The organism is Thiopseudomonas denitrificans, from assembly GCF_002866065.1.
GTDB classification, from domain to species: Bacteria; Pseudomonadota; Gammaproteobacteria; order Pseudomonadales; family Pseudomonadaceae; genus Thiopseudomonas; species Thiopseudomonas denitrificans.
In genome coordinates this window covers 565,157-590,222 of sequence record NZ_LNJZ01000009.1, presented here as the reverse complement: position 1 = coordinate 590,222, position 25,066 = coordinate 565,157, and the positions used below count along the sequence as shown (strand labels likewise).

The window sequence follows — 25,066 nt, the reverse complement described above, 5'->3', positions numbered from 1 at the left end:
TGATGCAGGACGAATTGCACAATAGCGTTCCGCGCCAGGCGCTGGCCGGTGCACAGATGCTGTTTGTCGCCTTTGGTGCGCTGGTGCTGATGCCGCTGATCACCGGCATGGACCCCAACGTGGCCCTGTTTACAGCCGGTATCGGCACCCTGTTGTTTCAGCTGGTGACCGGACGGCAGGTGCCGGTATTCCTGGCATCGAGTTTCGCCTTCATTGCCCCGATCCTGGCTGCCAAGACCACTTTTGGCATGCCGGCAGTGATGGGCGGCATCATTGCCGCCGGCTTCATGTATGTGTTGTTGAGCATCGCCGTGCAGCTGCGTGGTGCCGGCTTCATCGAGCGTCTGCTGCCACCGGTGGTAATCGCGCCGGTGATCATGTGTATCGGCCTGGCCCTGTCGCCGACGGCGGTCAACATGGCCATGGGCAAGTCCGGTGACGGCGCGATGCAACTGATCGAATACAGCACCGCCATGATCATCTCGATGTCGGCCCTGTTCAGTACCCTGGCGGTTGCCGTGCTGGGACGCGGACTGTTCCGGCTGGTACCCATTCTGGCCGGCATCATTGTCGGTACCCTGTTGTCGCTGATGTTCGGCGTGGTCGAGACGCAGCGGATTGCCGCAGCCCCCTGGCTGGCAATGCCGGCCTTTGTCGCGCCGGAATTTCATCTGGGAGCCATCCTGTACATGCTGCCGGTAGCATTGGCCCCGGCCATCGAACACATTGGCGGTATCGTTGCCATCGGCGGTGTTACCGGCAAGAACTTCGTCCAGAAGCCCGGTTTGCAGCGCACCCTGCTGGGGGACGGGCTGGCCACTTCGGCGGCCGGCCTGTTTGGTGGCCCGCCCAATACCACCTATGCCGAAGTGACCGGAGCGGTGATGCTGACGCGCAATTACAACCCGCTGATCATGACCTGGGCGGCGGTATTTGCCATCGTGCTGGCCTTCATCGGCAAGTTTGGCGTGGCTCTGCAAAGCATTCCTGTGCCGGTCATGGGCGGCATTCTCTGCCTGTTGTTCGGCTCGATTGCCGTGGTCGGCCTGAATACCCTGATCAGGCATCAGGTGGACCTGTCCGAACCGCGTAACCTGATCATCGTCTCGGTGACCCTGGTGTTCGGCATTGGCGGCATGGTCATGGGCGTGGGTGATTTTGCCCTGTCCGGCATCTCGCTATGTGCGGTGGCGGCCCTGTTGCTCAATCTGGTGTTGCCGCGCAGCCTGCCCTGATCCGGCGCTGCCCGGCGGTTACGCCTATGGTAGAATTGTGCGCGTATTTTCTTGTCGGAATCCGGATATGTCAGACAATTTGCATCACATCAGGCAGGTCATGAACGAGGCGGACTGCCTGCATAGCCAGGCAGAGGTGGACGCCTGCATCGGGCGGGTGGCTGAAGAAATCACTGCCGTACTGCATGACTGCAATCCGGTGGTATTTTGCGTGATGAATGGCGGGCTGATTTTTGCTGGCCAGCTGTTGACCCGGTTGAACTTTCCACTGGAGCAGTCCTACCTGCATGCCACCCGCTATCGCAATGAAACCCGTGGCGGTGATCTGTTCTGGAAGGCCAAGCCGGAAGTTTCATTCATTGATCGCGATGTGCTGATCGTGGATGACATCCTTGATGAGGGGCATACCCTGATGGCCATCATCGACTTCTGCAAACATGCGGGTGCACGCAATGTGCATACCGCAGTGCTGCTCGACAAGCAGCATGAACGCAAGGCCGACCCTTCGTTCAAGGCCGATTTTGTCGGCATTGAATGCGAGGATCGCTATGTGTTCGGCTATGGCATGGACTACAAGGGTTACTGGCGTAATGCAGCTGGTATCTATGCCGTGAAGGGGATGTAAGCTGGAGTTTTATTGTGTTTGCATCTCTGGGGTATGAGTTGCGCAAACACGCCGTAAGTACATCTGACCGCCATGGATGGCGGAAATGCAGTTTTTGTCGGGAACAAAAAACTGCCTTGTAAGCTCCAAGCCGCGCTCTGACCGCCATGGACGGCGGAAATGCAGTTTTTGCAGGAGCAAAAAACTGCCCTGGCGGCTAAGGCCCAGCGGCACCTGAGCACCACTGCCGCTAGAAATTCTGTGCAATCTTCAGGATTTGTTCTTCAGATACCGGAAGGGTAGCCATGGTTGCGTGGCAGTCAGCTTGAGCGGATATTCTGTGCCAGGCGCTGCAGGGCTTCGCGCAGTTCCGGGTCCTCGATGCCCTCGGCGCCCTGGCGGATGTTCTGGCTGGCGGTATCGGAGAGGTAACGCCGTTCTTCATGCAGGACGGGCGGGGCATCGCCGGCCGGGCGGACTTTCAGGCGGATGCGCTGCAGGCCGGAAAATTCGGCATGCTGGCGCAGCTGTTGCACCAGGCGCTCCTGTTGGTAGCGCAAGCGCGTGATCCAGACCGCATCGGCCAGGATCAGGGTGAGAACACCGTCGTCGTAGCCGCCCATTCGCAATTGCTCGCGGATTGCCGGTGACAGCTGGCCATGCACCAGGGTTTGCAGCCGGCTGAGGTTTTCGGCCTGGCGCAGCAGTCGTTGTAACAGGGGATTGCCACGCAACACGTGCGCAGCCGGCTTGAGCGGTTTGTTCATGATTCATCCTTAAGTTGTCATCCGTCTTGAAGTTCTGGTTACAGACTCCATGTGTGCAGTATAACCTTTTGTCCGCTGCAATCCCGCATAAATACGGGTAGAATGCTCCTTTTACTTTTTTCGCATAGACCGTCAGATTTGCAGGCGGCATGCCTTCAACTGACTGGAATCCTACGACCATGCTTGCTCCACTTCTTAGAAAACTTGTTGGCAGTAAAAACGAACGTGAAGTCAAACGCATGCACAAGGTGGTCAAGACCATCAACGCGTTCGAGGAGCAGATCGCGGCGTTGTCAGACGAGCAGCTGCAACAGAAAACCCCCGAGTTCCGTGAGCGTCTGGCTGCTGGTGAAAGCCTCGACAAACTGCTGCCGGAAGCCTTTGCCGTGGTGCGCGAGGCGAGCAAGCGGGTCATGGGCATGCGCCACTTCGATGTGCAGCTGATCGGCGGCATGACCCTGCATGCCGGCCGCATTGCCGAGATGCGTACCGGTGAGGGTAAAACCCTGGTCGCCACCCTGGCCGTGTACCTGAACGCGCTGGAAGGCAAGGGCGTGCACGTGGTGACGGTGAACGACTACCTGGCCAGCCGTGATGCCAACTGGATGCGTCCGCTATACGAATTCCTCGGCATGAGCGTTGGCATTGTGGTGCCGTTCCAGTCCGCCGAAGACAAGCGCGCGGCTTATGCGAGCGACATCACCTACGGTACCAACAACGAGTATGGTTTCGACTACCTGCGTGACAACATGGCCTTCAGCCTGGAGGACAAGTTCCAGCGTGCCCTCAACTTTGCCGTGGTCGACGAGGTGGACTCGATCCTGATCGACGAGGCGCGCACGCCGCTGATCATTTCCGGCCAGGCCGAAGACAGCTCGGAGCTGTACAAGAGCATCAACGCGCTGATTCCTTCCCTCAAGCGCCAGATCGAGGAGGAGCCCAAGGGCGTCAACGAGGAAAAAATCGTCATCGAGGAAGGCCATTACACCCTCGACGAGAAAACCCGCCAGGTCGAGCTCAACGAGGCCGGTCACCTGTATATCGAGGAGCAGCTGGTCAGACTTGGCCTGCTGGGCGAACACGACTCGTTGTATTCCGCTTCCAATCTGAGCCTGCTGACCCACGTGTATTCCGGCCTGCGCGCGCACAAGCTGTTCCACCGCAACGTCGAGTACATCATCCAGGACGGCCAGGTGGTGCTGGTTGACGAGCATACTGGCCGTACCATGCCGGGCCGCCGCCTGTCCGAAGGCTTGCACCAGGCCATCGAGGCCAAGGAAGGACTGGAAATCCAGCCGGAAAGCCAGACCATGGCTTCCACCACCTTCCAGAACTACTTCCGCCTGTACAACAAACTGTCCGGCATGACCGGTACTGCCGATACCGAGGCCTTCGAACTGCGCCAGATTTATGGCCTGGATGTAACGGTCATTCCAACCCCCCGGCCGGTGGCCCGCCAGGATTTCAACGATCTGGTCTATCTGACCCAGCCGGAAAAATTCAAGGCGATCATCGAGGACATCCAGCATTGTCAGCAGCAGGGTCGCCCTGTGTTGGTCGGTACCGCCTCGGTGGAAAGCTCCGAGTATGTATCGCAGCTGATGCAGAAAGCCGGCATCCAGCACAAGGTGCTCAACGCCAAGCATCACGGCTCCGAGGCCGAAATCATTGCCCAGGCCGGTCGCCCCGGTCACGTCACCGTGGCCACCAACATGGCCGGTCGCGGTACCGACATCGTGCTGGGCGGCAACTGGGAATCCGAAGTGGCCAAGCTGGACAACCCGAGCGAAGCCGATATCCAGCGTCTCAAAGACGAGTGGCAAGCCCGTCACCAGCAGGTGATCGAGGCCGGCGGCCTGCACGTGATTGCCACCGAGCGTCACGAGTCCCGCCGGATCGATAACCAGCTGCGTGGCCGTGCCGGTCGCCAGGGTGACCCTGGCTCCAGCCGTTTCTACCTGTCGCTGGAAGACAACCTGATGCGCATCTTCGCTTCCGACCGGGTGAAGAACTTCATGAAGGCGCTGGGCATGAAAGAAGGCGAAGCCATCGAGCACCGCATGGTCAGCAATGCCATCGAAAAAGCGCAGCGCAAGGTAGAAGAACGCAACTTCGAAATCCGCAAACAGCTGCTGGAATACGACGACGTGGCCAACGAGCAGCGCAAGGTGATCTACCACATGCGTGACGATCTGCTGGCCGCCAGCGAAGTGGGCGATATCGTTGCCGAATACCGCCATGACGTGATCAACAGCACCATCGACGGTTTTGTTCCTCAGCAATCCCTGCCGGAACAGTGGGACATTGCCGGGCTGGAACAGGAGCTGGCCAAGGAGTTCAATGCCGAACTGCCGCTGCAGCAATGGCTGGACGAAGACAACACTCTGCTGGAAGACGGCCTGCGCGAGCGCATTGCCGAGCGCATTACCAGCATCTACCAGGAAAAAGAAGCGCTGGTGGGTGCCGAAAACCTGCGCCTGTTCGAGAAGCAGATCATCCTGCGCGTGCTGGATGAACAGTGGAAGGATCACCTGGCCGCCATGGATCACCTGCGTCAGGGTATCCACCTGCGTGGCTATGCGCAGAAAAACCCGAAGCAGGAGTACAAGCGCGAGTCTTTCGAGCTGTTCCGCAACCTGCTCGACACCATCAAGCATGACTCCATCCGCTATCTGTCCTATGTTCAGGTGCGCCAGGAGGACCCGGAAGAGGAAGCGGCGCGGTTGCGTCAGCAGGCTGCGGAGCGGGCTGCCCGCATGCAGTACACGCATGACGAGTACAGCGAGCCGGGCCAGGAGCCGGAGGGCGAGGACGCCGGGCGGGCTGCGAGTCGCGAGCCGGTGCGCAACCTGACCAAGGTCGGGCGCAATGATCCTTGCCCTTGTGGTTCGGGCAACAAGTACAAGCACTGCTGCGGCAAGATTGCCTGACGCGGAGAATGTCTGACAAAAACCGGGCTTGTCCCGGTTTTTGTTTGTCTGCGGTTTGGTTTTGGGTTTGATTTTGCTGTATGGGCTTGGTGTGGCCGTCGGGGCCAGGCGCTGCGCAAAGCTGCGCACCCGCGCCGAAGCAAGCTTCGTCACAGGTGCTGAGGCTTTGCTCCGGCCTGGCCCCGACGACTGATACACTGCGCCGTTGCGGGCTGCTGTCGCTGTGAATGCCTGTCAGATGCCGAGTTGGCTGCGAACTGTAGGTGCGAATTTATTCGCACAACTATCTGAACTGTTTGGTGGCTTTGGCTTTGCTCCGGTCCCGCCCTGCCGGCTGCTCCACCGTGCCGTTGCGGGATGGGACAGCCCGGCAGGGCCGGGCTGCAGTCGCCGTGTGAAGTTGCCTCCCCGTCATTCTGCGCACAGTGGCGCGGAGTCGCAGAATCCAGCCGTACTGCAACCGCTTGCGCTGCGCCAGATTCCGCCTATTGCCTGCTTTCAGCCAATGCCGGATGATAGGCTTTTTTCCATAGCCGTCAGGAGCACATCATGGCAGTAGGTCTGGGCGCGATGCCCGTCATGCATCCGGTCAAGGGTTTTGCGCTGGGGATTGCCAGCGCGGGTGTTAAAAAAGCGGGCCGTCGCGATCTGGTGCTAATGCGTTGTGCCGAAGGCAGCACGGTGGCTGGCGTGTTCACGCAAAACGCCTTTTGCGCCGCGCCGGTGCAGCTGTGCAAGCAGCGTCTGGGGCAGCCGGTGCGCTATCTGGTGACCAACACCGGCAATGCCAATGCCGCTACCGGCCAGCCTGGCCTGGAGGCTGCACAGCAGGTGTGTCAGGCGGTGGCCGATAGCCTGGGTGTAGCGCTGGAGCAGGTGCTGCCGTTCTCCACTGGCGTGATTGGCGAGCCGCTGCCGGTGGGCAAGATCACAGCTGCGCTGCCAGCAGCGATTGCTGACTTGCGTGAAGACAACTGGGCGCTGGCCGGTGAAGGCATCATGACCACTGATACCTTGCCCAAGGGGGCCAGCTTGCAGTTCGAGCATGAGGGGGAAACCTACAGCGTCACCGGCATCAGCAAGGGGGCGGGCATGATTCGCCCGAATATGGCGACCATGCTCGGTTATGTGGCTACTGATGCCAAAGTGGCCGCGCCGGTGTTGCAGGCGCTGGTCAAACAGGCGGCCGATCTGTCGTTCAACCGCATCACCATTGATGGCGACACTTCGACCAACGACAGTTTCATGCTGATTGCCACCGGGCAGACCGGCCCGGCCATCGAACAGGCTGCCGGCGGGCTGTACCAGAAACTGCAAGAGGCGGTCTGTGCCGTCGCCATGCAATTGGCGCAGGCAATTGTGCGTGATGGCGAGGGCGCGACCAAGTTTGTCACCGTGCAGGTGGAGCAGGGCGGCAACGTACAGGAGTGTCTTGATGTCGCCTATGCCGTGGCTCACTCGCCATTGATCAAGACCGCGCTGTTTGCTTCCGATCCAAACTGGGGCCGCATTGTTGCAGCGGTTGGCTATGCCGGTGTGCCCGGGCTGGAGCAGGAAAAGGTCAATGTATTCCTCAACGATGTCTGCATCGTCAGGGACGGCGGCCGTGCTGTCAGCTACACCGAAGAGCAGGGTGCCGCCGTCATGCAGCAAGCAGAGATCCTGATCCGTATCCAGCTGGGCCGTGGCGACTGCAACGAGACCATCTGGACCACCGACCTGTCACATGAGTATGTGCGCATCAACGCCGAATACCGGACCTGATGGGATTTTTGCCTGATTGGTGTGGGCAGGGCAGGCAAGACGCTGCGCGTAGCTCGCGTCATCACGGTCGTCTTTGGCGCCCATGTTGACAAGGCTACGCTCCGGTCTTGCCAGCCCTGCAATACACCAGGGCGTTTGGGGAGGGTGGCCCGGCGTTGCCGGACTGCTGACGCGTGGTGCTGACGAATCTTGTGTTATTCGGGCACCCCTGCGGCCGGACGGTGCCCGGGCAAGGCTTTGTAGGTGCGAATTTATTCGCACAAACATTTAGCGCCCCGACGCCGCCCAGTTGTGCGGATAAATCCGGACCTGCATTTGCTGCTCTGCACAGACAAATCTGGGTAGACGAAGGGCAGGATTTTGCGCGGGCTGCTTACAGCAGCTCCGCTTCCCACAACCCGCGGATGGCGGCAATGCCTTGCCCGCCACTGGCACACACATGCTCAAGATCACTGGCTTGCATGCCGCCCAGCCAGAACACCGGCAGCTGTGCTGCAGCCGTCAGTTTGGTTGCCAGCTCAAGACCCAGTGCTGGCGCGTCAGGGTGCGAAGCTGTAGGTTGCACGGGCGATAGCGTGGCGAAGTCGCAGCCCAGCGCTTGGGCCAGCGCAAGTTCTTCGGCATCATGACAGGAAGCAGCCAGCCAGCGGTTGGCCGGCAGCGGACGCTCCTGTCCGGCAAAAGCACGCAGCTGTGCAGAGGTCAGATGCCAGCCGGCCTGTGGTCGTGTCAGCAGGTCGGGCAGCTCGCCCTTGAGCAGCAGCATGGCTGTATCGGGCAAGTCCGCCAATAAGCGGTCAGCCAGCTTTAGATAGTCAGCGCGCTCCAGCTGTGGCGTACGCAGCTGGATCAGCCGGCTACCCCCTGCCGCGGCGGCCATGACGCCCTGGTACAGCTGCCGACTGTCGGATAGGTCAGGCGTGACCAGATATTGCTGCGGCAACTGTATCGCCCGTACGATGGGGCGGTTGGCGGCGGGCAGGGGAATTTCATCCAGCTGCCCGGGCGTGACCCACTGCATCGGCTGGCCCTCGGCACCGCGAGGCTTGCCAGTGAACGAAGTGACGCGAAACACTTCCAGTAGCACATGCAGGTCCGGATACTGGTAAGGGATGCTGATCAGCGGCTCGACGGTGGTGATCTCTATATCCAGCTCTTCGCGGATTTCGCGAGCCAATGCAGCGCGCACCGGCTCGCCGGGTTCACACTTGCCGCCGGGAAACTCCCACAGCCCACCCTGATGTTTGTCACTGGCACGACGGGTCAGCAGAATTTTGCCGTCGGCTGCGGTGATCACGGCAACCGCAACATGCACCGATTTGGGCAGGGCGCTCATGCTTGCGGAGCCGGCTGTGCCTGCCACAGCACCTCGGCACAGCCCTGGTGCAGCGCAATGATGCGGGCGGCGACAAAGAACAGGTCGGACAGGCGGTTGACGAAAGCCAATACTTCGGCGCGCATGGGTTCCAGCTTGTGCAGTTGCTGGCAGCGCCGCTCGGCGGTGCGGGCCTCACAACGGCACAGGTGGGTCTGGGCGATCAGTATCGAGCCGCCGGGCAGGATGAAATCCTTCAACGGTGGCAACAGGGCGGTCCATTGGTCGATTTGCTGCTCCAGTTGCGCGGTGTGTCCCTGCTGCACCACCTGATACTGCGGCATCGCCAGCTCGCCGCCAAGGTCAAACAGGATATGCTGCCAGGGTGCCAGGGCATCAACCACCTGTTGCAGTTCGGGGTGAGCGGCTGTTTCCTGTTGCAGCTGTGCCAGCAACAGCCCCAGCTGGCTGTTGAGCAGATCCAGCGCACCCATCGCCTCGAAGCGCGGATGACTTTTCGGCAGGCGTGAGCCGTCAGCCAGACCACTGAGGCCGTCATCGCCGGTTTTGGTGTATACCTTGCTGATTCTGTGTCCCATGATTTCTCCGTTGATTTCAAAGCCGGCAGGAGTGCATTCGTGATGCATTCCCGGGAGCAGGTTGGTATGCGGTCGACAGTGTCGGTGGTTTCGGCTGGCAGTGCAATGCGCCGGAGTGTTCAGTCTGTCGGCAGGCCGAGCTGCGCAAGGCGGCTTTGCAGCGCCTGGTGCACGGCAAGCAACTGCTGGTGCGGGGTGCCCAGGGCGATGCTTTGTTGCAGGGCAAAGCCGGTGATATAACTGATTTCCGTACGCCGTCCATGCTGTACGTCCTGCAGCATGGAAGAGGTATTGGTGGCGGTGCCGGTTATCACGTGTCGGGCGGCGGAAAAGAGGTTGGCGGCCGCGTCAGCGTGACCGGCAGCCAGCAGGAGTTGCTCCAGCTCGGCCGACAGCTGCTGGAGCAGTGGCAGATGTTGCAGGAGGCCACCATTGCGGCAGCCATGGATCACGGTTGACGGGTTGATCAGGCAGTTGATGGCCAGCTTGCGCCACAACACGCTGTCGATATGGGGGTGCCACTGGCAGGATATGCCGGACCGGTCCAGCTGTCCGAGCCAGGCGGGGACAGGCTCCTGGCCTCGCAGCCGCCCCAGCAGGGTTTGGCCTTGTCCGGCATGGATGCAATGAAAGGCTTCCTTGAGCCAGGCGCCTTCGGTTGTGCTGGCAACCAGAACCGGATGGTTCGGCAACAGCTCATGCACCTGTTGCTGGCAGCCGATGCCGTTTTGTAGCAGGATGATCTGGCTCCCGGGCCGCAGACGGTGGCGAATGCCGGTTATGGCTTCGGCTGCCGAGTAAGCCTTGCAAGCCAGCACCAATCGTTGTATCGGGAGCCCGGCGCAGGCGGTTTCAGCATGCAGGGCAAGCCGGTGCTGTTGCTGCTGCAGATCGGTAAACAGGATGTTACTACCAGCCGAGCTGAACTGTGCAAGGCGTGACGGGCGCAGAATCAGCCTGACCTGGTGTCCGGCCAGTTGCAGGCGTGAGGCCCACAAGCAACCCAGGCTGCCGGCGCCCAGCACATGCCAGGTCATGGACGGGCCGGCCCCAGATGCAGGTGGGTAATGCGCCCGCGACTGCGTGCGCCGGCCAGATTGGCACGAGCCTGCTCCACCAGGTGCTCGCCGCTCACCGGCAGTGTTGATGCATCCAGTGTGACCATGCTGATGGCTGTTTCCAGGTGGAAGTAGCCGGCGCTGGTCCGGCAGGGTTTGAGGTTGAGGGCGTCGTGCAGGCGTTTGTAACTGCTGGCATTATAGTTGTGTTCAGGCTCCATCAGGGTGATCAGGGCAAATTCGTTTCCATCCAGACGTGCCAGATGATCCAGCGGGCGTACCAGGTGCTCCAGACGTTGGCCGACGGTGCGCAGCAGCTGTTTTTGTATTTCGACGCCATGACTGTCACGCAGCGCTGCCATGTTGTCGATATTGAACAACAGCAGGCCAAGCACGCCGCCCCGGGCTTCCAGCTGCTTCAGGCTTTTGTCTAGCCTTTCCAGCAGGCTGCGCTGGTTGCCCAGACGGGTCAGCGGGTCATGAGTGTTGCCGGCTTGCAGCCGCTGCAGGTTTTGCAGCAGCGAGGCATTCTTGTGTTGAAGGGCCTGTAAATGGCGATACAGGCGCTCGGCTGCACGCACACGGGGGATCAACTGCTCGTTCATGTCGCTTTTGCTGATGAAATCGTCGACACCCTGCTCGAAGGCCTGCGCAAGGGCAGAGCTGCCTTCGCGGCCGGTCAGGAGCACGACATAGGTGTAATTGCCGCTTTGCTGGTCGTGCCCGCGGACTTGTGATGTCAGGGCCAGGCCGTCCATTTCCGGCATCAGCCAGTCCGCCAGCAGCAGCTGGGCCGGGCGTTGGCGCAGCAGCTCAAGCGCCTCGCTGCCCGTGCTGGCATAGCGCACATCGTCATAGCCGACCTGATTGAGTGCCCGGCCAATCATCACGCTGGAAAACTTAGTGTCATCAACAACCAGAATACTGAGGCCGGGGCTGGGCATGGGAACACCTGTGTTAGTCTGGAGCCCGAAACATGCGGACTGGGCTGAACGTGCTTGCAAAGACAAATAGCCGGTCATGAGAGGGTGGCTGGTCTATACACTTTGTTATACTTGGCCGGATTGCACGGCAAGCCGGGTTTTACTGTGAATGATAGCAAGTTGCCTGCGTGCGTGTATTGACGTGTTTAACAGTTTGCATGATGGAGAGTAGCATGCCTTCTTTTGATGTGGTTTCAGAGCTGGACAAGCATGAGATGACCAATGCCGTGGATAATGCGGCCAAGGAGCTGGAGCGCCGTTACGATTTGCGCGGCAAGGCCGGTCTGGAGCTGAAGGACAAGGTCATTCACCTGACCGCCGAAGCGGATTTCATGCTGCAGCAACTGATCGAGATCATTCTCCTCGCCATGGTCAAGCGCAAGGTTGACATCCAGTGTATCGAGCAAAAGGAACCTTATGCATCCGGCAAGGAAATGAAGCAGGAACTTGTCCTGCGTGAAGGGATCGACAAGGAACTGGCGAAAAAGATCGTCAGCCTGATCAAGGACAGCAAACTCAAGGTGCAGGCATCCATTCAGGGCGAGCAAGTGCGGGTGACAGGCAAAAAACGTGATGATTTGCAGGACGTGATGGCCTTGTTGCGGGGCGAGTCGCTGGGCATGCCGCTCCAGTTCACCAACTTCCGTGACTGAATGAAAGCGCCTGGCTTGACAACGGAGAACAGCAGATGCAATACCGGATCATGAAACTTCTGGCCGTCCTGGCCCTGGCATCAGGGCTGGCTGCCTGCGGCCTGAGCCCCCAGCAGGCCCGGCCCGAACCCCGCCTGAGCGGACAGCTGGCCAAAGTGGCAGCGGGCCAGCGGGTCAGCGTGCATATCAGTGACGGGCGCAGCAGCCCGGTGCTGGGCAGCCGTGGCGGCCTGTATGGTGACAGCAATGCCCTGAGCGTGGAAGGACGAACCTTCATGCCCCGTCTGCAGGCCGAGGTCGAGGCCGGTTTGCGCATGCGTGGCTTTGATATCCAGCCGCAAGGCCAGGCACCGGCCACCTTCGATCTGCAGGTGACCGGCCTGACCTATGCAGTCACTGAAGGGCGCACCGTGATGAGTGATGTCCAGCTGACGGCAACCTATCTGGTCCGGTTGCGCAAGGATGGCCGCAACTACGAGGGCAGCTACACTGCCAAGCTGAAAAAGAAATTCGTCAAGCCGCCAACCGACAAAGCCAACGACCGGTTGGTCAGCATGGTCATGAGTGACGCCCTGCAGCGGGTGTTCGAAGACCGGGGCATCAGCGATTTCCTCGCGCGCTGATGACGGTCCGCATGGCATCAATGCCCCGAACTGCCGCCAGACCCGATGTGGTGTTCCTGATGGGACCGACCGCATCCGGCAAGACCGATCTGGCGCTGGCGCTCGCCGATCACCGTCCCTGCTGCCTGATCAGTGTCGACTCGGCGCTGGTCTACCGGGGCATGGATATAGGTACGGCAAAGCCGGAGCCTGATATTCTCGAGCGTTATCCGCATGCCCTGGTCGACATTCTGGACCCGCTGGAGAGCTACTCGGCGGCACAGTTTCGCACCGATGCATTGCGCTTGATGGCAGCCGCGGTGGAGCGTGGCGAGTTGCCGGTGCTGGCGGGGGGCACCATGCTGTATTACAAGGCCCTGCTGGAGGGGTTGGCCGACATGCCGGCTGCCGACCCGCAGGTACGCCATCAGCTGGAGCAGCGCGAGCAGGCGGAAGGACTGGGCAGCCTGCATGACGAGTTGTGCCGGGTGGACCCGGAATCGGGGTTGCGCATCCACGCCAATGACCGGCAAAGGATCCTGCGGGCGCTGGAGGTCTGGCTGGTGAGCGGCGAAAGCATGACGCAGCACCGCTTGCGGCAACAACAGCAAAGGACAAGCCGGGCAGATTTGCCCTATACTGTCCATGCTTTCGCCATGGCACCTGCGTCACGCGCGCTTTTGCACCAGCGGATAGCACAGCGCTTCGATCTGATGCTGGAGCAGGGTTTTGTTGAAGAGGTCGAGCAGCTGATGCAGCGCAGCGATCTTCACGCCGGCCTGCCGTCCATGCGTTCGGTCGGGTACCGGCAGGTGTGGGACTATCTGCAGGGGCTGGACAGCTACCCGGTGATGCGTGACAAGGGCATTGCCGCGACCCGGCAACTGGCCAAGCGGCAATTCACCTGGTTGCGCAGCTGGCAGGACCTGGAGTGGATCGATAGCCTTGAACCAAATCGTTTGGCGCATGTCTTGAAAAAACTATAAACGGATACCACATACGTGGATGTCCAACAACACTGCGCATGGAATGACAGTCCCGCGCGGTCTTTTTTTCCCAACTGGAGTATACGACCATGTCAAAAGGGCACAGCTTACAAGACCCTTACCTCAACCTGCTGCGCAAGGAGCGCATTCCCGTCTCCATCTATCTGGTCAATGGCATCAAGCTGCAAGGGCAGATTGAATCGTTCGACCAGTTTGTCATCCTGTTGAAAAACACTGTCAGCCAGATGGTGTACAAGCACGCGGTATCCACTGTAGTCCCAAGTCGCCCGGTGCGCCTGCCCGGACCAGACGAAGAACAGGACGGCCCGGCTGACGAATAAGGCGGATGCTGTCTTGAATTCCGGACAGGAATACACGGCCGAGCGCACGCTGCTGGTTCATCTGGATGGTGTGCGCCCGGACGAGCGCGAGGATCCTGCCGAGTTCATGGAACTGGCCCTGTCTGCCGGCGCCAATGTCGCCGGTATGGTCAGGGTCAGCCGTCACCAGCCCGCAGCACGTTTCCTGATTGGTGCCGGCAAGGTTGAGGAGCTGGCGCAGCAGGTGCGGGAGCAGGCGCTGGAGCTGGTGATTTTCAACCAGAACCTGACACCCAGCCAGGAGCGCAACCTTGAGCGCGCGCTTGAGTGCCGCGTACTGGACCGGGTCGGGCTGATCCTGGACATCTTTGCCCAGCGGGCATATACCTACGAAGGCAAGCTGCAGGTTGAACTGGCCCAGCTGGAGCATATCAGCACCCGACTGGTACGCAGCCGCACCGACCTGAGTCGCCAGCAGGGCGGTATCGGCCTGCGAGGTCCGGGTGAAACCCAGCTGGAAAGCGACCGTCGCCAGCTGCGGGTGCGCATGCGCCAGATACGCGAGCGGCTGGAAAAGGTCCGTAACCAGCGCGAGCTGGCCCGCCGCAGCCGCCGGCGAGCGGAAATCCCTGCGGTATCGCTGGTTGGCTATACCAATGCCGGCAAATCCACTCTGTTCAACCGGCTGACCGAGGCCGGCGTTTACGCTGCCGACCAGCTGTTTGCCACGCTTGACCCGACCGTGCGTCGGCTTGAGCTGGATAACGTCGGGCCGGTGACGCTGGTCGATACTGTTGGTTTCATCCGCTTTCTGCCGCACAAGCTGGTCGAGGCATTCCGTGCCACGCTGGAGGAGTCGGCCAGTGCCGATCTGCTGCTGCATGTCATCGATGCTGCCGCCGACCAGCGGGACGAACAGGTTGAGCAGGTGCAAAGGGTGCTGGCCGAAATCGGTGCAGGTGACGTCCAGGTGCTTGAGGTATACAACAAGATCGACTTGCTGGACAGCGTCCAGCCGCACATTCAGCGCAGCGCGGAAGGCATTCCGGTGCGGGTGTGGCTCTCGGCGCAGCAGGCGGCGGGGCTGGAGCTTTTGCTGGAAGCGGTCAGCGAGTGCCTGGTGCGCGAGCTGTTCCAGGCGCGGCTGTGTCTGCCGCCGCAGATGGCCAGGCTGCGTGCCTTGCTGTTCGAGGCCGATGCGGTGCGTGGCGAAGAGCATGACGGGCAGGGTGACACCTTGCTGGATGTCAGTCTGCCGCTGGTCGAGTTGCACCGCCTGTTGAGCCGTGAAGGCCTTGAATTTGATGAATTTGTTCAGCGCTTTGCCGACAAGGCGGACTGAACCCATGACGCTGGCAGCATACTGCTCTACAATAGCGCCATTTGCTGTCTTTACGCGCAGTTCCTGAGCGGGCTGCAAACCAATTTTGATGGAGAACGCTATGGCCTGGAACGAGCCGGGTGGCAACTCGAACAACCAGGATCCCTGGGGCAACCGCAATAACAACAAGGGCGGTGGCCGTCAAGGTCCGCCGGACCTTGACGAGGCGCTACGCAAATTGCAGGACAATCTCAACGGGATTTTCGGCGGCAAGAAAAAACCATCCGGCAAGGGTGGCGGTTTTGGCGTCGTGCTGCTGGCGCTGGTCCTGCTGGGTGCATTCTGGCTGTACAACGCCATTTATGTGGTGGACGAGCAGGAACAGGCGGTCATTTTGCGTTTCGGCAAATACCATCAGACAGTCGGACCGGGCCTGAACATCTATTTCCCGCCGATTGAAAGCAAGTTTCAGCACAATGTCACCCGTGAGCGTGCCTACAGCCGCCAGGGACCGATGCTGACCGAAGACGAGAACATCATCGAGGTTCCGCTGACGGTTCAGTACAAGATCAGCAACCTGCAGGACTTCGTCCTTAACGTTGACGGCCCCGAAATCAGCTTGCAGCACGCCACTGAAAGTGCGTTGCGCCATGTGGTGGGTTCCACCGTGATGGACCAGGTGCTGACCGAAGGTCGTGAGCTGTTGGCAGTCGATGTACATGAACGCCTGCAGCGCTTCCTTGATCTGTATCGTACCGGTATTGCCGTGACGCAGGTGAACGTGCAGAACGCCCAGGCACCACGTGAGGTGCAGGAAGCCTTTGACGACGTGATTCGTGCCCGCGAAGACGAGCAGCGCGAGAAGAACAATGCGGAAACCTATGCCAATGGCGTGGTGCCCGAGGCGCGGGGTCTGGCCCAGCGCATTCTGGAAGAGGCCAATGGTTACCGTGATGAAGTGATAGCCCGTGCCGAGGGTGAGTCCGAGCGCTTTACCAAGCTGCTTGCCGAATACCGGAAGGCACCGGAAGTTACCCGCCAGCGCCTGTACCTGGAAACCATGGAAGAGATGTACAGCAATTCCAGCAAGGTTTTGCTCAGTGGTGACAAGGGCCAGAATAGCCTGATGTACCTGCCACTGGACAAGCTGATGGAGAACCGTGGTGCTGCAGCCGCGCCTGTTCGTGCTGCCGAGTCGGCCGCTCCGGCCTCTGGTGCGGATGTACCGGTCAGCACTGAAACCCTGTCACGTACCTTGCGCAGCCGGAGTCGATAAATGAGCAACAAGTCACTTTTCACCCTGATTGCGGGTGCGGTCCTGGCGCTGGTCGCCTGGAACAGCTTTTACATCGTGGCCCAGACCGAACGGGCGGTACTGCTGCAGTTCGGTAAGGTATCCGAATCCGATGTGCAGCCCGGGCTGCACATGAAAATCCCTTACGTCAACCAGGTACGCAAGTTTGATGGCCGTCTGTTGACACTGGATGCACCAACCCAGCGCTTCCTGACCCTGGAGAAGAAGGCGGTGATGGTGGATGCCTTCGCCAAGTGGCGTGTGGCCAATGCCGACCAGTACTACACCGCCACTTCCGGCATGAAACAGGTCGCCGATGAGCGTCTGGCGCGCCGTCTGGAGGCCGGTCTGCGTGACCAGTTCGGCAAGCGCACCCTGCACGAAGTGGTCAGCGGCCAGCGTGACGAGCTGATGGCCAACATTACCAGCTCGCTGGACAGGCTGGCACGGCGGGAGCTGGGCATTGAAATCATTGATGTGCGCGTGAAGTCGATCGACCTGCCGCGCGAAGTCAACCGCAGCGTGTTCGAGCGCATGAGCTCGGAGCGTGCCCGTGAGGCCCGCGAGCACCGTGCCAAGGGTAAAGAGCTGGCCGAGGGTATTCGCGCCGATGCCGACCGTCAGCGCCGTGTGTTGCTGGCGGAAGCTTACCGTGAAGCTGAAGAGATCCGTGGTGACGGCGACGCCCGTTCCACTGCCGTCTATGCCGATGCCTTTGGCCAGGATGCAGATTTCTACGCTTTCTATCGCAGCCTGCAGGCTTATCGCGACAGTTTCTCCAGCAAGAGCGATGTGCTGGTGCTGACGCCGGATAGCGAGTTCTTCCGTTTCATGCAGCAGAAATGATTTCTCGCTGACCTGCCAAAACCCCGCATGGCGATGCGGGGTTTTTTATTGCTTGAATATTCTACAGGCACTTTTTTCTGCTGCGGCCGCAGCGTGGCAGCGACAGTTTCGCGCTAAAGAGCTATAAAAACTTCAGGGTTTTTGTTACCATCCGCAATCGTATGTGGGTGTGCAAGTTAATCCCAAGCGCAGGCGGCCGACCGGGCGGTCGGCACAATGGACCGGGGACCCCCGGTTTTTTTACGTTTATACAGATGAGATCCACGTCTGCCGCGGCACGGCAGGACCAAGGGTGGAAGGGGAAAACATGTCAACGCTGGAAAGCTGGTTACTGCCTGACGGCATTGAGGAAGTGTTGCCACGCCAGGCGGCACGGGTCGAGCGTGCTCGTCGCCAGGTACTGGATCTTTTTGCGGCCTGGGGTTACGAGTTTGTCGTGACGCCGCATATCGAATTTCTTGATTCCCTGCTCACGGGCGTCGGCCAGGAGCTGGCATTGCGTACTTTCAGCGTAACCGATCCGCTCAGTGGCCAGCTGATGGGCTTTCGTGCCGACATCACTCCGCAAGTGGCGCGCATGGATGCCCACAGCCTGCGTCGCGAGGGGCCTAGCCGCCTTTGCTATGCCGGCAGTGTGGTGCATGCGCGGCCGCGGGCGCTGAGTACTTCACGCAGCCCGATCCAGCTGGGTGCCGAACTGTACGGTGACGCCAGCCTGGCAGCCGATATCGAGGTGATCAGCCTGATGCTGGAGACCCTGCAGCAGGCGCGAATTGCCGACGTGCACCTGGATCTGGGCCACGTGGGCGTATTCCGCGGCCTGGCGAAGGCTGCCAGCCTGTCGCCGCTGGCCGAAGAGCAGTTGTTTGCAGCCCTGCAGCGCAAGGCGGTGAGCGATGTTGCCGAACTCACGGCCGATCTGCCTGCCGAACTGGCCGACATGCTGAAAGCCTTGTGCGGGCTCTGTGGTGGTCCGGAAGTGCTGGAAAAGGCGCGTGCGGCACTGATTGCCGCTCCCCGTTCGGTGCGTGATGCACTGGAGGATTTGCAAAACCTGGCCGATGTGCTGGGCCGGCGCTATCCGGACATCCCCGTCTATTTTGATTTGAGCGAGCTGCGAGGCTACAACTACCACACCGGAGTGGTATTTGCCGCTTTTGTGCCTGGTGTCGGGCAGTCCATTGCCCAGGGCGGCCGTTATGATGATATCGGCGCGGTATTTGGCCGTTCGCGCCCGGCGACCGGCTTCTCCACCGACCTGAAAACCCTGGTCAATCTTGGTGCGGCAGACGAGCTGATCAGCCGGACAGCCATCTGGGCGCCGGCAGATGATGATGCGGCGCTGTGGCAAACCATTTGCACCTTGCGTGCGCAGGGTGAGACCGTCATTCAGGCCCTGACCGGCCAGACACTGGCGGATGCGCCTGCCGGCTGCGATCGTCACCTGCAGCTGACAGGCGGCCAGTGGACAACTGAACAGATTTAATTACCGGCGCTGCTGGCAGATTTGCCGGTGGCGTTGATTTTTCGCGAAGAGGGCAACTACCTATGGGTAAAAATGTGGTCATCCTTGGCACCCAGTGGGGTGATGAAGGCAAGGGCAAGATTGTCGACCTGCTGACGGACCAGGCGCAAGCCGTGGTGCGCTTCCAGGGCGGCCATAATGCCGGGCACACGCTGGTGATCGATGGCGAAAAAACCGTTTTGCACCTGATTCCGTCCGGCATTCTGCGTGACAACGTCGAGTGCATGATTGGCAACGGTGTGGTTCTGGCGCCGGACGCCCTGCTCAAGGAAATCACCAAGCTGGAAGAAAAAGGCGTGCCGGTGCGCGAGCGCCTGCGCATCAGCCCTTCCTGCACCCTGATCCTGCCCTATCATGTGGCGCTGGACCAGGCGCGCGAGGCCTCCCGTGCGGAAGGCAAGATCGGTACCACGGGTCGTGGTATCGGTCCGGCCTATGAGGACAAGGTGGCCCGTCGCGGCCTGCGTGTTGCCGACCTGTTCGATGCCGAGCGCTTTGCCGCCAAGCTGAAAGAAGTGATGGACCTGCACAACTTTGCCCTTGAGCATTTCTACAAGGTCGAGCCGGTCTGTTACGAAACAGTACTGAAAGACGCACTGGCCTATGCTGACATCCTCAAGCCGCTGATGCAGGACGTGACCGCCCGTCTGCACGAGCTGCGCAAGCAGGGCGCGCACATCATGTTCGAGGGTGCCCAGGGTGCGCTGCTCGACATCGACCACGGTACCTACCCCTATGTCACCAGCTCCAGCACCACCGCTGGCGGTACCGCTACCGGTTCCGGTTTTGGTCCGCTGTATCTGGATTACATTCTGGGTATCACCAAGGCCTATACCACCCGTGTCGGCTCCGGTCCGTTCCCGACCGAGCTGTTTGACGAGACCGGCGCACGTCTGGCCGAGAAGGGCCACGAGTTTGGCTCCACCACCGGTCGCGCCCGCCGTTGCGGCTGGTTCGATGCGGTGATCCTGCGTCGTACCGCCGAGATCAACAGTATCTCCGGTTTGTGCCTGACCAAGCTGGACGTGCTGGACGGTCTGGAAATCGTGAAGATCTGCGTGGCCTACAAGAATGCCGCCGGTGAGCTGCTGAATGATGCACCTACCGAAGCTGACAGCTATGACGAGCTGACCCCGGTGTACGAGGAAATGCCGGGCTGGAGCGAGTCCACCCTGGGCGCGACCGCCATGGAGCAGTTGCCGGCAAATGCTCGTGCCTATGTCGCGCGTTTGCAGGAGCTGGTCGGTACGCCGATTGATATCGTTTCCACCGGTCCTGACCGCAACGAAACCATCGTGCTGCGTCACCCTTATGCCTGACTGCATGCGGTCAGCGTGACCGCATGGCACAAGAAAGCCGGCCCTTTGCGCAAGCAGGGGCCGGTTTTTTTGTTTTTATCTGTTGGGGGTTGTTGTGTGACTGCTCTGTGGAGGCGTCACCGGTGCATGGGTTACGCAAACACGCCGCGAGTACATCCATGTAGGCTCCGTGCCGCCATCCCTGGCGGCACAGGGTTTGCTCCACCCATACACCGGTGACGCAGCAAGCTCTGTGCAGCTGGCAGGTCGTACTTGGCCAGCAAGATACTGGTTTTACTTTGTCGATGCTTCAGCAGAGTAGAAGATTTATATCAGCCATCTCTTCAGAAGCTTGCACGGACTTTGTAGCGGCGTCAGGGTGCAGGTGTAGCAGGGCTGTGCCGTTGCGAATTCATTCGCACACGGTTGCTACCGCCATCGACCAGGTCGGTATGACCATGGGTGATGGGGTCGAAAGTACCCGGGTAAAGCACACGATCAACATTGCAGCGACCCTGCGGAACCTGCACCTTGATGATGCAAACACCGCAAACATTGAGAGGAGTGAGGGGGTAGGAGTCAAACGACGGGCAATAAAAAACCCTCAAGCAGTGCTTGAGGGTTTTTGGTGTATGGTGCCCAGGAGAAGACTCGAACTTCCACAGCCGTTAAGCCACTAGTACCTGAAACTAGCGTGTCTACCAATTCCACCACCTGGGCAGGGCAACGATTATAGCTATAATTTGCGACAATGCAAGTCATGAAGCGTATAATCAGGCCAGATTGTAATTTCACTCTTGTCATTCATGATTTGGTGCCCAGGAGAAGACTCGAACTTCCACAGCCGTTAAGCCACTAGTACCTGAAACTAGCGTGTCTACCAATTCCACCACCTGGGCACATACATCAATCATTCATTACAATTTGCATTGCAACTCTGGCGTTGTGCGGGCGAGAATATACGTCCCCGGAATGCGTTTGTAAAGCCCTGAGGCAAAAAACTTCAGGCAATTTTTGTAAAAGTCTAAAGGATAGAAAAATTTTGAAAGCCAAATGGCGGGGGCAAGACCCCGAAGCCGCGCAAGAAGCGCAAAAATATGAAAACCCGATTCCAAGTCGCACCCTGATTTTGCAACACCTGGCCGAACGTGGTGCGCCAGCCTCCCGTGAACAGCTCTGCGCCGAATTCGGCCTGTGCGAAGAGGATGATATCGAGGCCATTCGTCGTCGTCTGCGTGCCATGGAGCGTGATGCGCAAGTCGTTTATACCCGCCGTGGAGCCTATGCCCCGGTCGACAAGCTGGACCTGGTGGCGGGCCGGGTGCAGGGTCACCGTGACGGTTTTGGCTGGCTGCTGCCCGAGGGTGAAGGCGAGGACATTTTTCTCAGCCCGGTGCAAATGCGCACTGTCTTCCACGGTGACCGCGTACTGGTGCGCGTGGCCGGCTTTGACAAGCGTGGCCGCAAGGAAGGCGTGGTGGCCGAAGTGGTCGAGCGCGCACGCGAAAGCCTGGTAGGCCGTTACCAGGAAGAAAATGGCCTGGGCTTTGTCATTCCTGACAATACCCGCATGCAGCATGAAATCATCATCACCCCGGGCATGTCGGCCGGGGCGCATGTCGGCCAGCTGGTCGAAGTCTGCATCAGCCACTGGCCCACCGCCCGCATGCCGGCACAGGGGCAGGTGGTCAGGGTGCTGGGTGACTACATGGCGCCGGGCATGGAAATCGATGTTGCCATCCGCAATTACGATATCCCGCACGAGTGGCCCGAGGCAGTACTGAAAGAAGCGGCCCGCTTCAAGGGTGAGGTCAGCGAGCGGGACAAGCTCAAGCGTGTCGACTTGCGCGAGCTGCCCTTTGTCACCATTGATGGCGCTGATGCCCGCGACTTCGATGATGCGGTCTATTGCGAGCCGGCCAGTCGTCCGGGGCAGGGTGGCTGGCAGCTGTATGTGGCGATTGCCGACGTGTCCCATTATGTCCAGGTCGGATCGGCACTGGATGCCGAGGCATCCGTGCGAGGCAACTCGGTGTATTTCCCCGAGCGGGTGATCCCGATGCTGCCGGTAGAGCTGTCCAATGGCCTGTGTTCGCTCAACCCGGATGTGGACCGGCTGGCCATGGTGTGCCAGCTTCAGGTATCGCGCAATGGCAAGATTCAGGATTACTGCTTCTTTGAGGCGGTGATCCGTTCACATGCCCGCCTGACCTATGACGAAGTCAGTGTCATCCTGGAGCAGCCGGACAGCAAGGAAGGCAAGGCCGCCAACAAACAGCGCAAAACGCTGGTGCCGCATTTGCAGCAGCTGTACAGCCTGTATCAGGCGCTGGCCAGGCAGCGCAAGCAGCGTGGAGCCATCGACTTCGAGACTCGCGAAACCTATATCGTGTTTGGCGAGGATCGCAAGATTGCGGAAATCCTGCCGACCGTGCGCAACGACGCCCACAAGCTGATCGAGGAATGCATGCTGTGTGCCAACGTGGCCATGGCCGATTTTCTCCACATCCACAAATTGCCGGGCCTGTACCGCATTCATGACGGCCCGCCGGAAGCCAAGCTGGAAAAACTGCAGGGTTTCCTCGCCACACTGGGGCTGAGCCTGAACAAGGGCAAGCAAGCGCCGACGCCCAGGGACTATCTGCGCCTGCTGGAGCAGGTGCATGACCGCCCGGATTTCGAACTGATCCAGACCGTCATGTTGCGCTCGCTCAGCCAGGCGGAGTACAGCCCGGACGATATTGGTCATTTCGGTCTCAATTATGAGACCTATACCCACTTCACCTCACCGATCCGCCGTTACGCCGATCTGCTCAACCACCGTGCGGTGCGCAGCGTGATCCGCTCCAAACGCCAGTCTGAGCATGTGGTACGGGCCGGTGCCGGCCCGCTGGCCAAGGCGAAGATCTATCCGTACGACCTGCCCCGGCTGGAAACCATCGGTGCCGCAATATCGGCCACCGAACGCCGCGCCGACGAGGCGACCCGTGATGTGGTGACCTGGCTCAAGTGCGAGTTCATGCTCGAGCGCATTGGCGAGACCTACAGCGGTGTGGTGACCTCGGTGACCGGTTTCGGCCTGTTTGTCGAGCTCAACGACATCTATGTCGAGGGCATGGTGCACATCACCGCGCTGCCGGCGGATTATTACCACTTCGAGGCGGTCTATCACCGGTTGGTGGGTGAGCGCAGCGGACGCAGTTACCGGCTGGGCGACAGCATCGAGGTGGTGGTGGCGCGGGTTGATCTGGACGAACGCAAGATTGATTTCGAGCTGAGCGCTGCCGAACACTCTGCACCGGTCACCCGCAGGACCGCTTTGGCGGCTCCGGCGGTTGAGAAGGGAGGCAAGAAGCCGGCGAAGAAGGACGAGCGCAGGACTGGCAAGAAAGTGGCCGAAAAAAAGGCCGGACCAGCCGCAGAGAAGAGCAAGGGCAAAAAGCGCAAGGCCGTGAGCAAATCGAGGAAGTCTGGCTACTATGAATGATCTGGAACAGGTATACGGTATCCATGCGGTCAGCGCCTTGCTGACCCACCACCCGAAGCGGGTCAAGCAGTTGCTGCTGGCCAAAGGCCGGCAGGATGTCAGTATCGAAGCGCTACGTGAGCAGGCTCAGGCCGCCCGCATCGAGGTGCGCGACATCGAGCGCAGAGAGCTGGATGAAAAAATCGAGGGTGTGCATCAGGGTGTGCTGGCGATGGTCAGTCCCAGCCAGATCTGGGGCGAGGCCATGCTCGATGAGCTGCTGGACCGTATCGGCGAGCCGGCGTTGCTGCTGGTTCTTGATGGTGTCACCGATCCGCACAACCTCGGTGCCTGCCTGCGTACTGCCGATGCCGCCGGCGTGCATGCGGTGATCATTCCAAAGGACAAGTCCGCCACGCTGAACGCCACCGTGCGCAAGGTGGCTTGCGGCGCGGCCGAGGTGGTACCGCTGGTGGCGGTGACCAACCTGTCGCGTACCTTGCAGCATTTGCAAAAGAAAGGAGTCTGGATTGCCGGTACGGCCGGCGAGGCCGAGGCGAGCATTTACCAGCAAGATCTTTCCGGTCCGCTGGCGCTGGTGATGGGCGCAGAAGGGAAGGGCATGCGCCGCCTGACCCGTGAAAACTGCGATTACCTGGTCAAGCTGCCCATGCTGGGCTCGGTCAGCAGCCTCAACGTGTCGGTAGCGACCGGAGTTTGCCTGTTCGAGATCCGCCGGCAGAGGGGAGTTTGATTTTTGTGCGAATGAATTCGCACCCACAAGGAGCGCGGGGATCAAGCTTGCTGTAGGTTCGAATTCATTCGAACATTGTCCGGTATGGCCGGGCAAGTGGCCGGTGTTTGTGCGAATGAATTCGCACCTACAGATGCCCTTTGTTGTTTCGAGGGGCTTGCTGATTGCGGAAGCCATGGCTCTCGGGTAGAATGTGCGCCCTTGTTGTCCGTGTAAAACGCGGCCGACAGGACTTTTATCCACTCCTTGTCTGACCGGAACTCCCGGCAGGCTACAACCCGTAAGGAGCATCTATGCGTCATTACGAAATCGTGTTCCTGGTCCACCCTGACCAGAGCGAACAGGTCGGCGGCATGGTAGAGCGTTACACCAAGCTGATCGAAGAAGACGGTGGCAAGGTTCACCGCCATGAAGACTGGGGCCGCCGTCAACTGGCTTACTCCATCAACGACATCCACAAAGCTCACTACGTACTGCTCAACGTTGAGTGCAGCAGCAAGGTTCTGGCCGAGCTGGAAGACAGCTTCCGCTACAACGATGCTGTCCTGCGCAACCTGATCATCCGTCGCGATGAAGCCGTTACCGAGCAGTCCGAAATGCTCAAGGCCGAAGAAGGCCGTAGCGAGCGCCGCGAGCGTCGTGAGCGTACCGAAGAAGCTGCCGATGATGCCGACGACGATGAAGTCGAAGGTGATGATGAAGACAGCGACAGCGAAGACGCTGACGAGTAATCACTGGACTTATTG

21 protein-coding genes and 2 tRNA genes are annotated in these 25,066 nt (G+C 60.0%); 16 read left to right on the top strand and 7 right to left on the bottom strand.

Annotated features, from left to right (window positions below):
• Positions 1 to 2 precede the first annotated feature (2 nt).
• Positions 3 to 1,235, top strand: a complete 1,233-nt coding sequence (locus AR306_RS11940; protein ID WP_407071219.1) for a uracil-xanthine permease family protein — start codon at positions 3 to 5, stop codon at positions 1,233 to 1,235.
• A 67-nt stretch (positions 1,236 to 1,302) separates the two neighbouring features.
• Entirely contained in the window at positions 1,303 to 1,860 is a 558-nt protein-coding gene (locus AR306_RS11935; RefSeq protein ID WP_101497767.1) for a hypoxanthine-guanine phosphoribosyltransferase, read from the top strand.
• 299 nt (positions 1,861 to 2,159) lie between these two features.
• Here AR306_RS11935 and AR306_RS11930 read toward each other — a convergent pair whose 3' ends face one another.
• Positions 2,160 to 2,606: a DUF721 domain-containing protein gene (locus AR306_RS11930; protein ID WP_101497766.1), complete on the bottom strand. Its 447-nt coding sequence runs from the start codon at positions 2,604 to 2,606 to the stop codon at positions 2,160 to 2,162.
• 179 nt (positions 2,607 to 2,785) lie between these two features.
• Between AR306_RS11930 and secA the strand changes: the two genes are divergently transcribed.
• Both secA and argJ read left to right on the top strand, forming a co-directional pair.
• Entirely contained in the window at positions 2,786 to 5,536 is a 2,751-nt protein-coding gene (secA, locus tag AR306_RS11925) for a preprotein translocase subunit SecA (protein WP_101497765.1), read from the top strand.
• A 549-nt stretch (positions 5,537 to 6,085) separates the two neighbouring features.
• Positions 6,086 to 7,300 (top strand): bifunctional glutamate N-acetyltransferase/amino-acid acetyltransferase ArgJ, encoded by a 1,215-nt coding sequence (gene argJ, locus AR306_RS11920; protein ID WP_101497764.1) that lies wholly within the window; start codon positions 6,086 to 6,088, stop codon positions 7,298 to 7,300.
• Between the two features lie 373 nt (positions 7,301 to 7,673).
• On the opposite strand, the gene AR306_RS11915 is transcribed toward argJ, so the two are convergent.
• The 4 genes from AR306_RS11915 to AR306_RS11900 all read right to left on the bottom strand — a co-directional run bounded on the left by AR306_RS11915 (position 7,674) and on the right by AR306_RS11900 (position 11,216).
• The gene (locus AR306_RS11915; RefSeq protein ID WP_101497763.1) at positions 7,674 to 8,636 is read right to left on the bottom strand and encodes a Nudix family hydrolase; all 963 of its coding nucleotides are present in this window, start codon (positions 8,634 to 8,636) and stop codon (positions 7,674 to 7,676) included.
• On the bottom strand, positions 8,633 to 9,214 hold the full coding sequence (locus tag AR306_RS11910) for a cob(I)yrinic acid a,c-diamide adenosyltransferase (protein WP_101498023.1): 582 nt from the start codon (positions 9,212 to 9,214) through the stop codon (positions 8,633 to 8,635). The genes AR306_RS11915 and AR306_RS11910 overlap by 4 nt, the downstream gene beginning before the upstream one ends.
• Before the next feature lie 119 nt (positions 9,215 to 9,333).
• The gene (locus AR306_RS11905) at positions 9,334 to 10,251 is read right to left on the bottom strand and encodes a 2-dehydropantoate 2-reductase (protein ID WP_101497762.1); all 918 of its coding nucleotides are present in this window, start codon (positions 10,249 to 10,251) and stop codon (positions 9,334 to 9,336) included.
• Positions 10,248 to 11,216: a GGDEF domain-containing response regulator gene (locus AR306_RS11900; protein ID WP_101497761.1), complete on the bottom strand. Its 969-nt coding sequence runs from the start codon at positions 11,214 to 11,216 to the stop codon at positions 10,248 to 10,250. Before AR306_RS11900 ends, AR306_RS11905 begins: the two co-directional genes overlap by 4 nt.
• A gap of 212 nt (positions 11,217 to 11,428) precedes the next feature.
• Between AR306_RS11900 and AR306_RS11895 the strand changes: the two genes are divergently transcribed.
• The 9 genes from AR306_RS11895 (at position 11,429) to AR306_RS11855 (ending at position 20,121) form a co-directional block, all read left to right on the top strand.
• Entirely contained in the window at positions 11,429 to 11,908 is a 480-nt protein-coding gene (locus AR306_RS11895) for a YajQ family cyclic di-GMP-binding protein (protein ID WP_101497760.1), read from the top strand.
• A gap of 50 nt (positions 11,909 to 11,958) precedes the next feature.
• Positions 11,959 to 12,531 (top strand): YajG family lipoprotein, encoded by a 573-nt coding sequence (locus AR306_RS11890; RefSeq protein ID WP_166627836.1) that lies wholly within the window; start codon positions 11,959 to 11,961, stop codon positions 12,529 to 12,531.
• 20 nt (positions 12,532 to 12,551) lie between these two features.
• Positions 12,552 to 13,496 (top strand): tRNA (adenosine(37)-N6)-dimethylallyltransferase MiaA, encoded by a 945-nt coding sequence (gene miaA, locus AR306_RS11885; protein WP_101497758.1) that lies wholly within the window; start codon positions 12,552 to 12,554, stop codon positions 13,494 to 13,496.
• Positions 13,497 to 13,585: 89 nt separating this feature from the next.
• A complete protein-coding gene (hfq, locus tag AR306_RS11880; RefSeq protein WP_101497757.1) occupies positions 13,586 to 13,837 on the top strand; it encodes an RNA chaperone Hfq in 252 nt (83 codons plus the stop codon).
• 13 nt (positions 13,838 to 13,850) lie between these two features.
• Complete coding sequence (gene hflX, locus AR306_RS11875; RefSeq protein ID WP_101497756.1) at positions 13,851 to 15,158, top strand: ribosome rescue GTPase HflX; 1,308 nt, start codon at positions 13,851 to 13,853, stop codon at positions 15,156 to 15,158.
• 100 nt (positions 15,159 to 15,258) lie between these two features.
• A complete protein-coding gene (gene hflK, locus AR306_RS11870) occupies positions 15,259 to 16,413 on the top strand; it encodes an FtsH protease activity modulator HflK (protein ID WP_101497755.1) in 1,155 nt (384 codons plus the stop codon).
• Entirely contained in the window at positions 16,414 to 17,277 is an 864-nt protein-coding gene (gene hflC, locus AR306_RS11865) for a protease modulator HflC (protein WP_101497754.1), read from the top strand. It abuts the gene before it with no gap.
• Positions 17,278 to 17,584: 307 nt separating this feature from the next.
• The gene (locus AR306_RS11860; RefSeq protein WP_101498022.1) at positions 17,585 to 18,763 is read left to right on the top strand and encodes an ATP phosphoribosyltransferase regulatory subunit; all 1,179 of its coding nucleotides are present in this window, start codon (positions 17,585 to 17,587) and stop codon (positions 18,761 to 18,763) included.
• A gap of 62 nt (positions 18,764 to 18,825) precedes the next feature.
• Positions 18,826 to 20,121, top strand: a complete 1,296-nt coding sequence (locus AR306_RS11855; protein WP_101497753.1) for an adenylosuccinate synthase — start codon at positions 18,826 to 18,828, stop codon at positions 20,119 to 20,121.
• A 612-nt stretch (positions 20,122 to 20,733) separates the two neighbouring features.
• Here AR306_RS11855 and AR306_RS11850 read toward each other — a convergent pair.
• Positions 20,734 to 20,820 (bottom strand) — tRNA-Leu (locus AR306_RS11850).
• 92 nt (positions 20,821 to 20,912) lie between these two features.
• Positions 20,913 to 20,999 (bottom strand) — tRNA-Leu (locus tag AR306_RS11845).
• 143 nt (positions 21,000 to 21,142) lie between these two features.
• Between AR306_RS11845 and rnr the strand changes: the two genes are divergently transcribed.
• The 3 genes from rnr (at position 21,143) to rpsF (ending at position 25,051) form a co-directional block, all read left to right on the top strand.
• On the top strand, positions 21,143 to 23,587 hold the full coding sequence (gene rnr / locus AR306_RS11840; RefSeq protein WP_101497752.1) for a ribonuclease R: 2,445 nt from the start codon (positions 21,143 to 21,145) through the stop codon (positions 23,585 to 23,587).
• Positions 23,580 to 24,320 carry a 23S rRNA (guanosine(2251)-2'-O)-methyltransferase RlmB gene (rlmB, locus tag AR306_RS11835; RefSeq protein WP_101497751.1) on the top strand — a complete coding sequence of 247 codons (741 nt, stop codon included), beginning with the start codon at positions 23,580 to 23,582 and terminating at the stop codon, positions 24,318 to 24,320. The genes rnr and rlmB overlap by 8 nt, the downstream gene beginning before the upstream one ends.
• A 293-nt stretch (positions 24,321 to 24,613) precedes the next feature.
• Positions 24,614 to 25,051, top strand: a complete 438-nt coding sequence (gene rpsF, locus AR306_RS11830; RefSeq protein ID WP_101497750.1) for a 30S ribosomal protein S6 — start codon at positions 24,614 to 24,616, stop codon at positions 25,049 to 25,051.
• Positions 25,052 to 25,066 lie beyond the last annotated feature (15 nt).

What these genes read in the sequence shown, in the direction of transcription:
- AR306_RS11935 (WP_101497767.1), top strand. Translation starts at nt 1,303, where the DNA reads ATGTCAGACAATTTGCATCACATCAGGCAGGTCATGAACGAGGCGGAC.
- rlmB (WP_101497751.1), top strand. Translation starts at nt 23,580, where the DNA reads ATGAATGATCTGGAACAGGTATACGGTATCCATGCGGTCAGCGCCTTG.
- miaA (WP_101497758.1), top strand. Translation starts at nt 12,552, where the DNA reads ATGCCCCGAACTGCCGCCAGACCCGATGTGGTGTTCCTGATGGGACCG.
- AR306_RS11890 (WP_166627836.1), top strand. Translation starts at nt 11,959, where the DNA reads ATGAAACTTCTGGCCGTCCTGGCCCTGGCATCAGGGCTGGCTGCCTGC.
- argJ (WP_101497764.1), top strand. Translation starts at nt 6,086, where the DNA reads ATGGCAGTAGGTCTGGGCGCGATGCCCGTCATGCATCCGGTCAAGGGT.
- AR306_RS11940 (WP_407071219.1), top strand. Translation starts at nt 3, where the DNA reads ATGCAGGACGAATTGCACAATAGCGTTCCGCGCCAGGCGCTGGCCGGT.
- AR306_RS11930 (WP_101497766.1), bottom strand. Translation starts at nt 2,606, where the DNA reads ATGAACAAACCGCTCAAGCCGGCTGCGCACGTGTTGCGTGGCAATCCC.
- secA (WP_101497765.1), top strand. Translation starts at nt 2,786, where the DNA reads ATGCTTGCTCCACTTCTTAGAAAACTTGTTGGCAGTAAAAACGAACGT.
- AR306_RS11900 (WP_101497761.1), bottom strand. Translation starts at nt 11,216, where the DNA reads ATGCCCAGCCCCGGCCTCAGTATTCTGGTTGTTGATGACACTAAGTTT.
- AR306_RS11895 (WP_101497760.1), top strand. Translation starts at nt 11,429, where the DNA reads ATGCCTTCTTTTGATGTGGTTTCAGAGCTGGACAAGCATGAGATGACC.
- AR306_RS11855 (WP_101497753.1), top strand. Translation starts at nt 18,826, where the DNA reads ATGGGTAAAAATGTGGTCATCCTTGGCACCCAGTGGGGTGATGAAGGC.
- hfq (WP_101497757.1), top strand. Translation starts at nt 13,586, where the DNA reads ATGTCAAAAGGGCACAGCTTACAAGACCCTTACCTCAACCTGCTGCGC.
- AR306_RS11910 (WP_101498023.1), bottom strand. Translation starts at nt 9,214, where the DNA reads ATGGGACACAGAATCAGCAAGGTATACACCAAAACCGGCGATGACGGC.
- hflK (WP_101497755.1), top strand. Translation starts at nt 15,259, where the DNA reads ATGGCCTGGAACGAGCCGGGTGGCAACTCGAACAACCAGGATCCCTGG.
- hflC (WP_101497754.1), top strand. Translation starts at nt 16,414, where the DNA reads ATGAGCAACAAGTCACTTTTCACCCTGATTGCGGGTGCGGTCCTGGCG.
- AR306_RS11915 (WP_101497763.1), bottom strand. Translation starts at nt 8,636, where the DNA reads ATGAGCGCCCTGCCCAAATCGGTGCATGTTGCGGTTGCCGTGATCACC.
- rpsF (WP_101497750.1), top strand. Translation starts at nt 24,614, where the DNA reads ATGCGTCATTACGAAATCGTGTTCCTGGTCCACCCTGACCAGAGCGAA.
- AR306_RS11905 (WP_101497762.1), bottom strand. Translation starts at nt 10,251, where the DNA reads ATGACCTGGCATGTGCTGGGCGCCGGCAGCCTGGGTTGCTTGTGGGCC.
- AR306_RS11860 (WP_101498022.1), top strand. Translation starts at nt 17,585, where the DNA reads ATGTCAACGCTGGAAAGCTGGTTACTGCCTGACGGCATTGAGGAAGTG.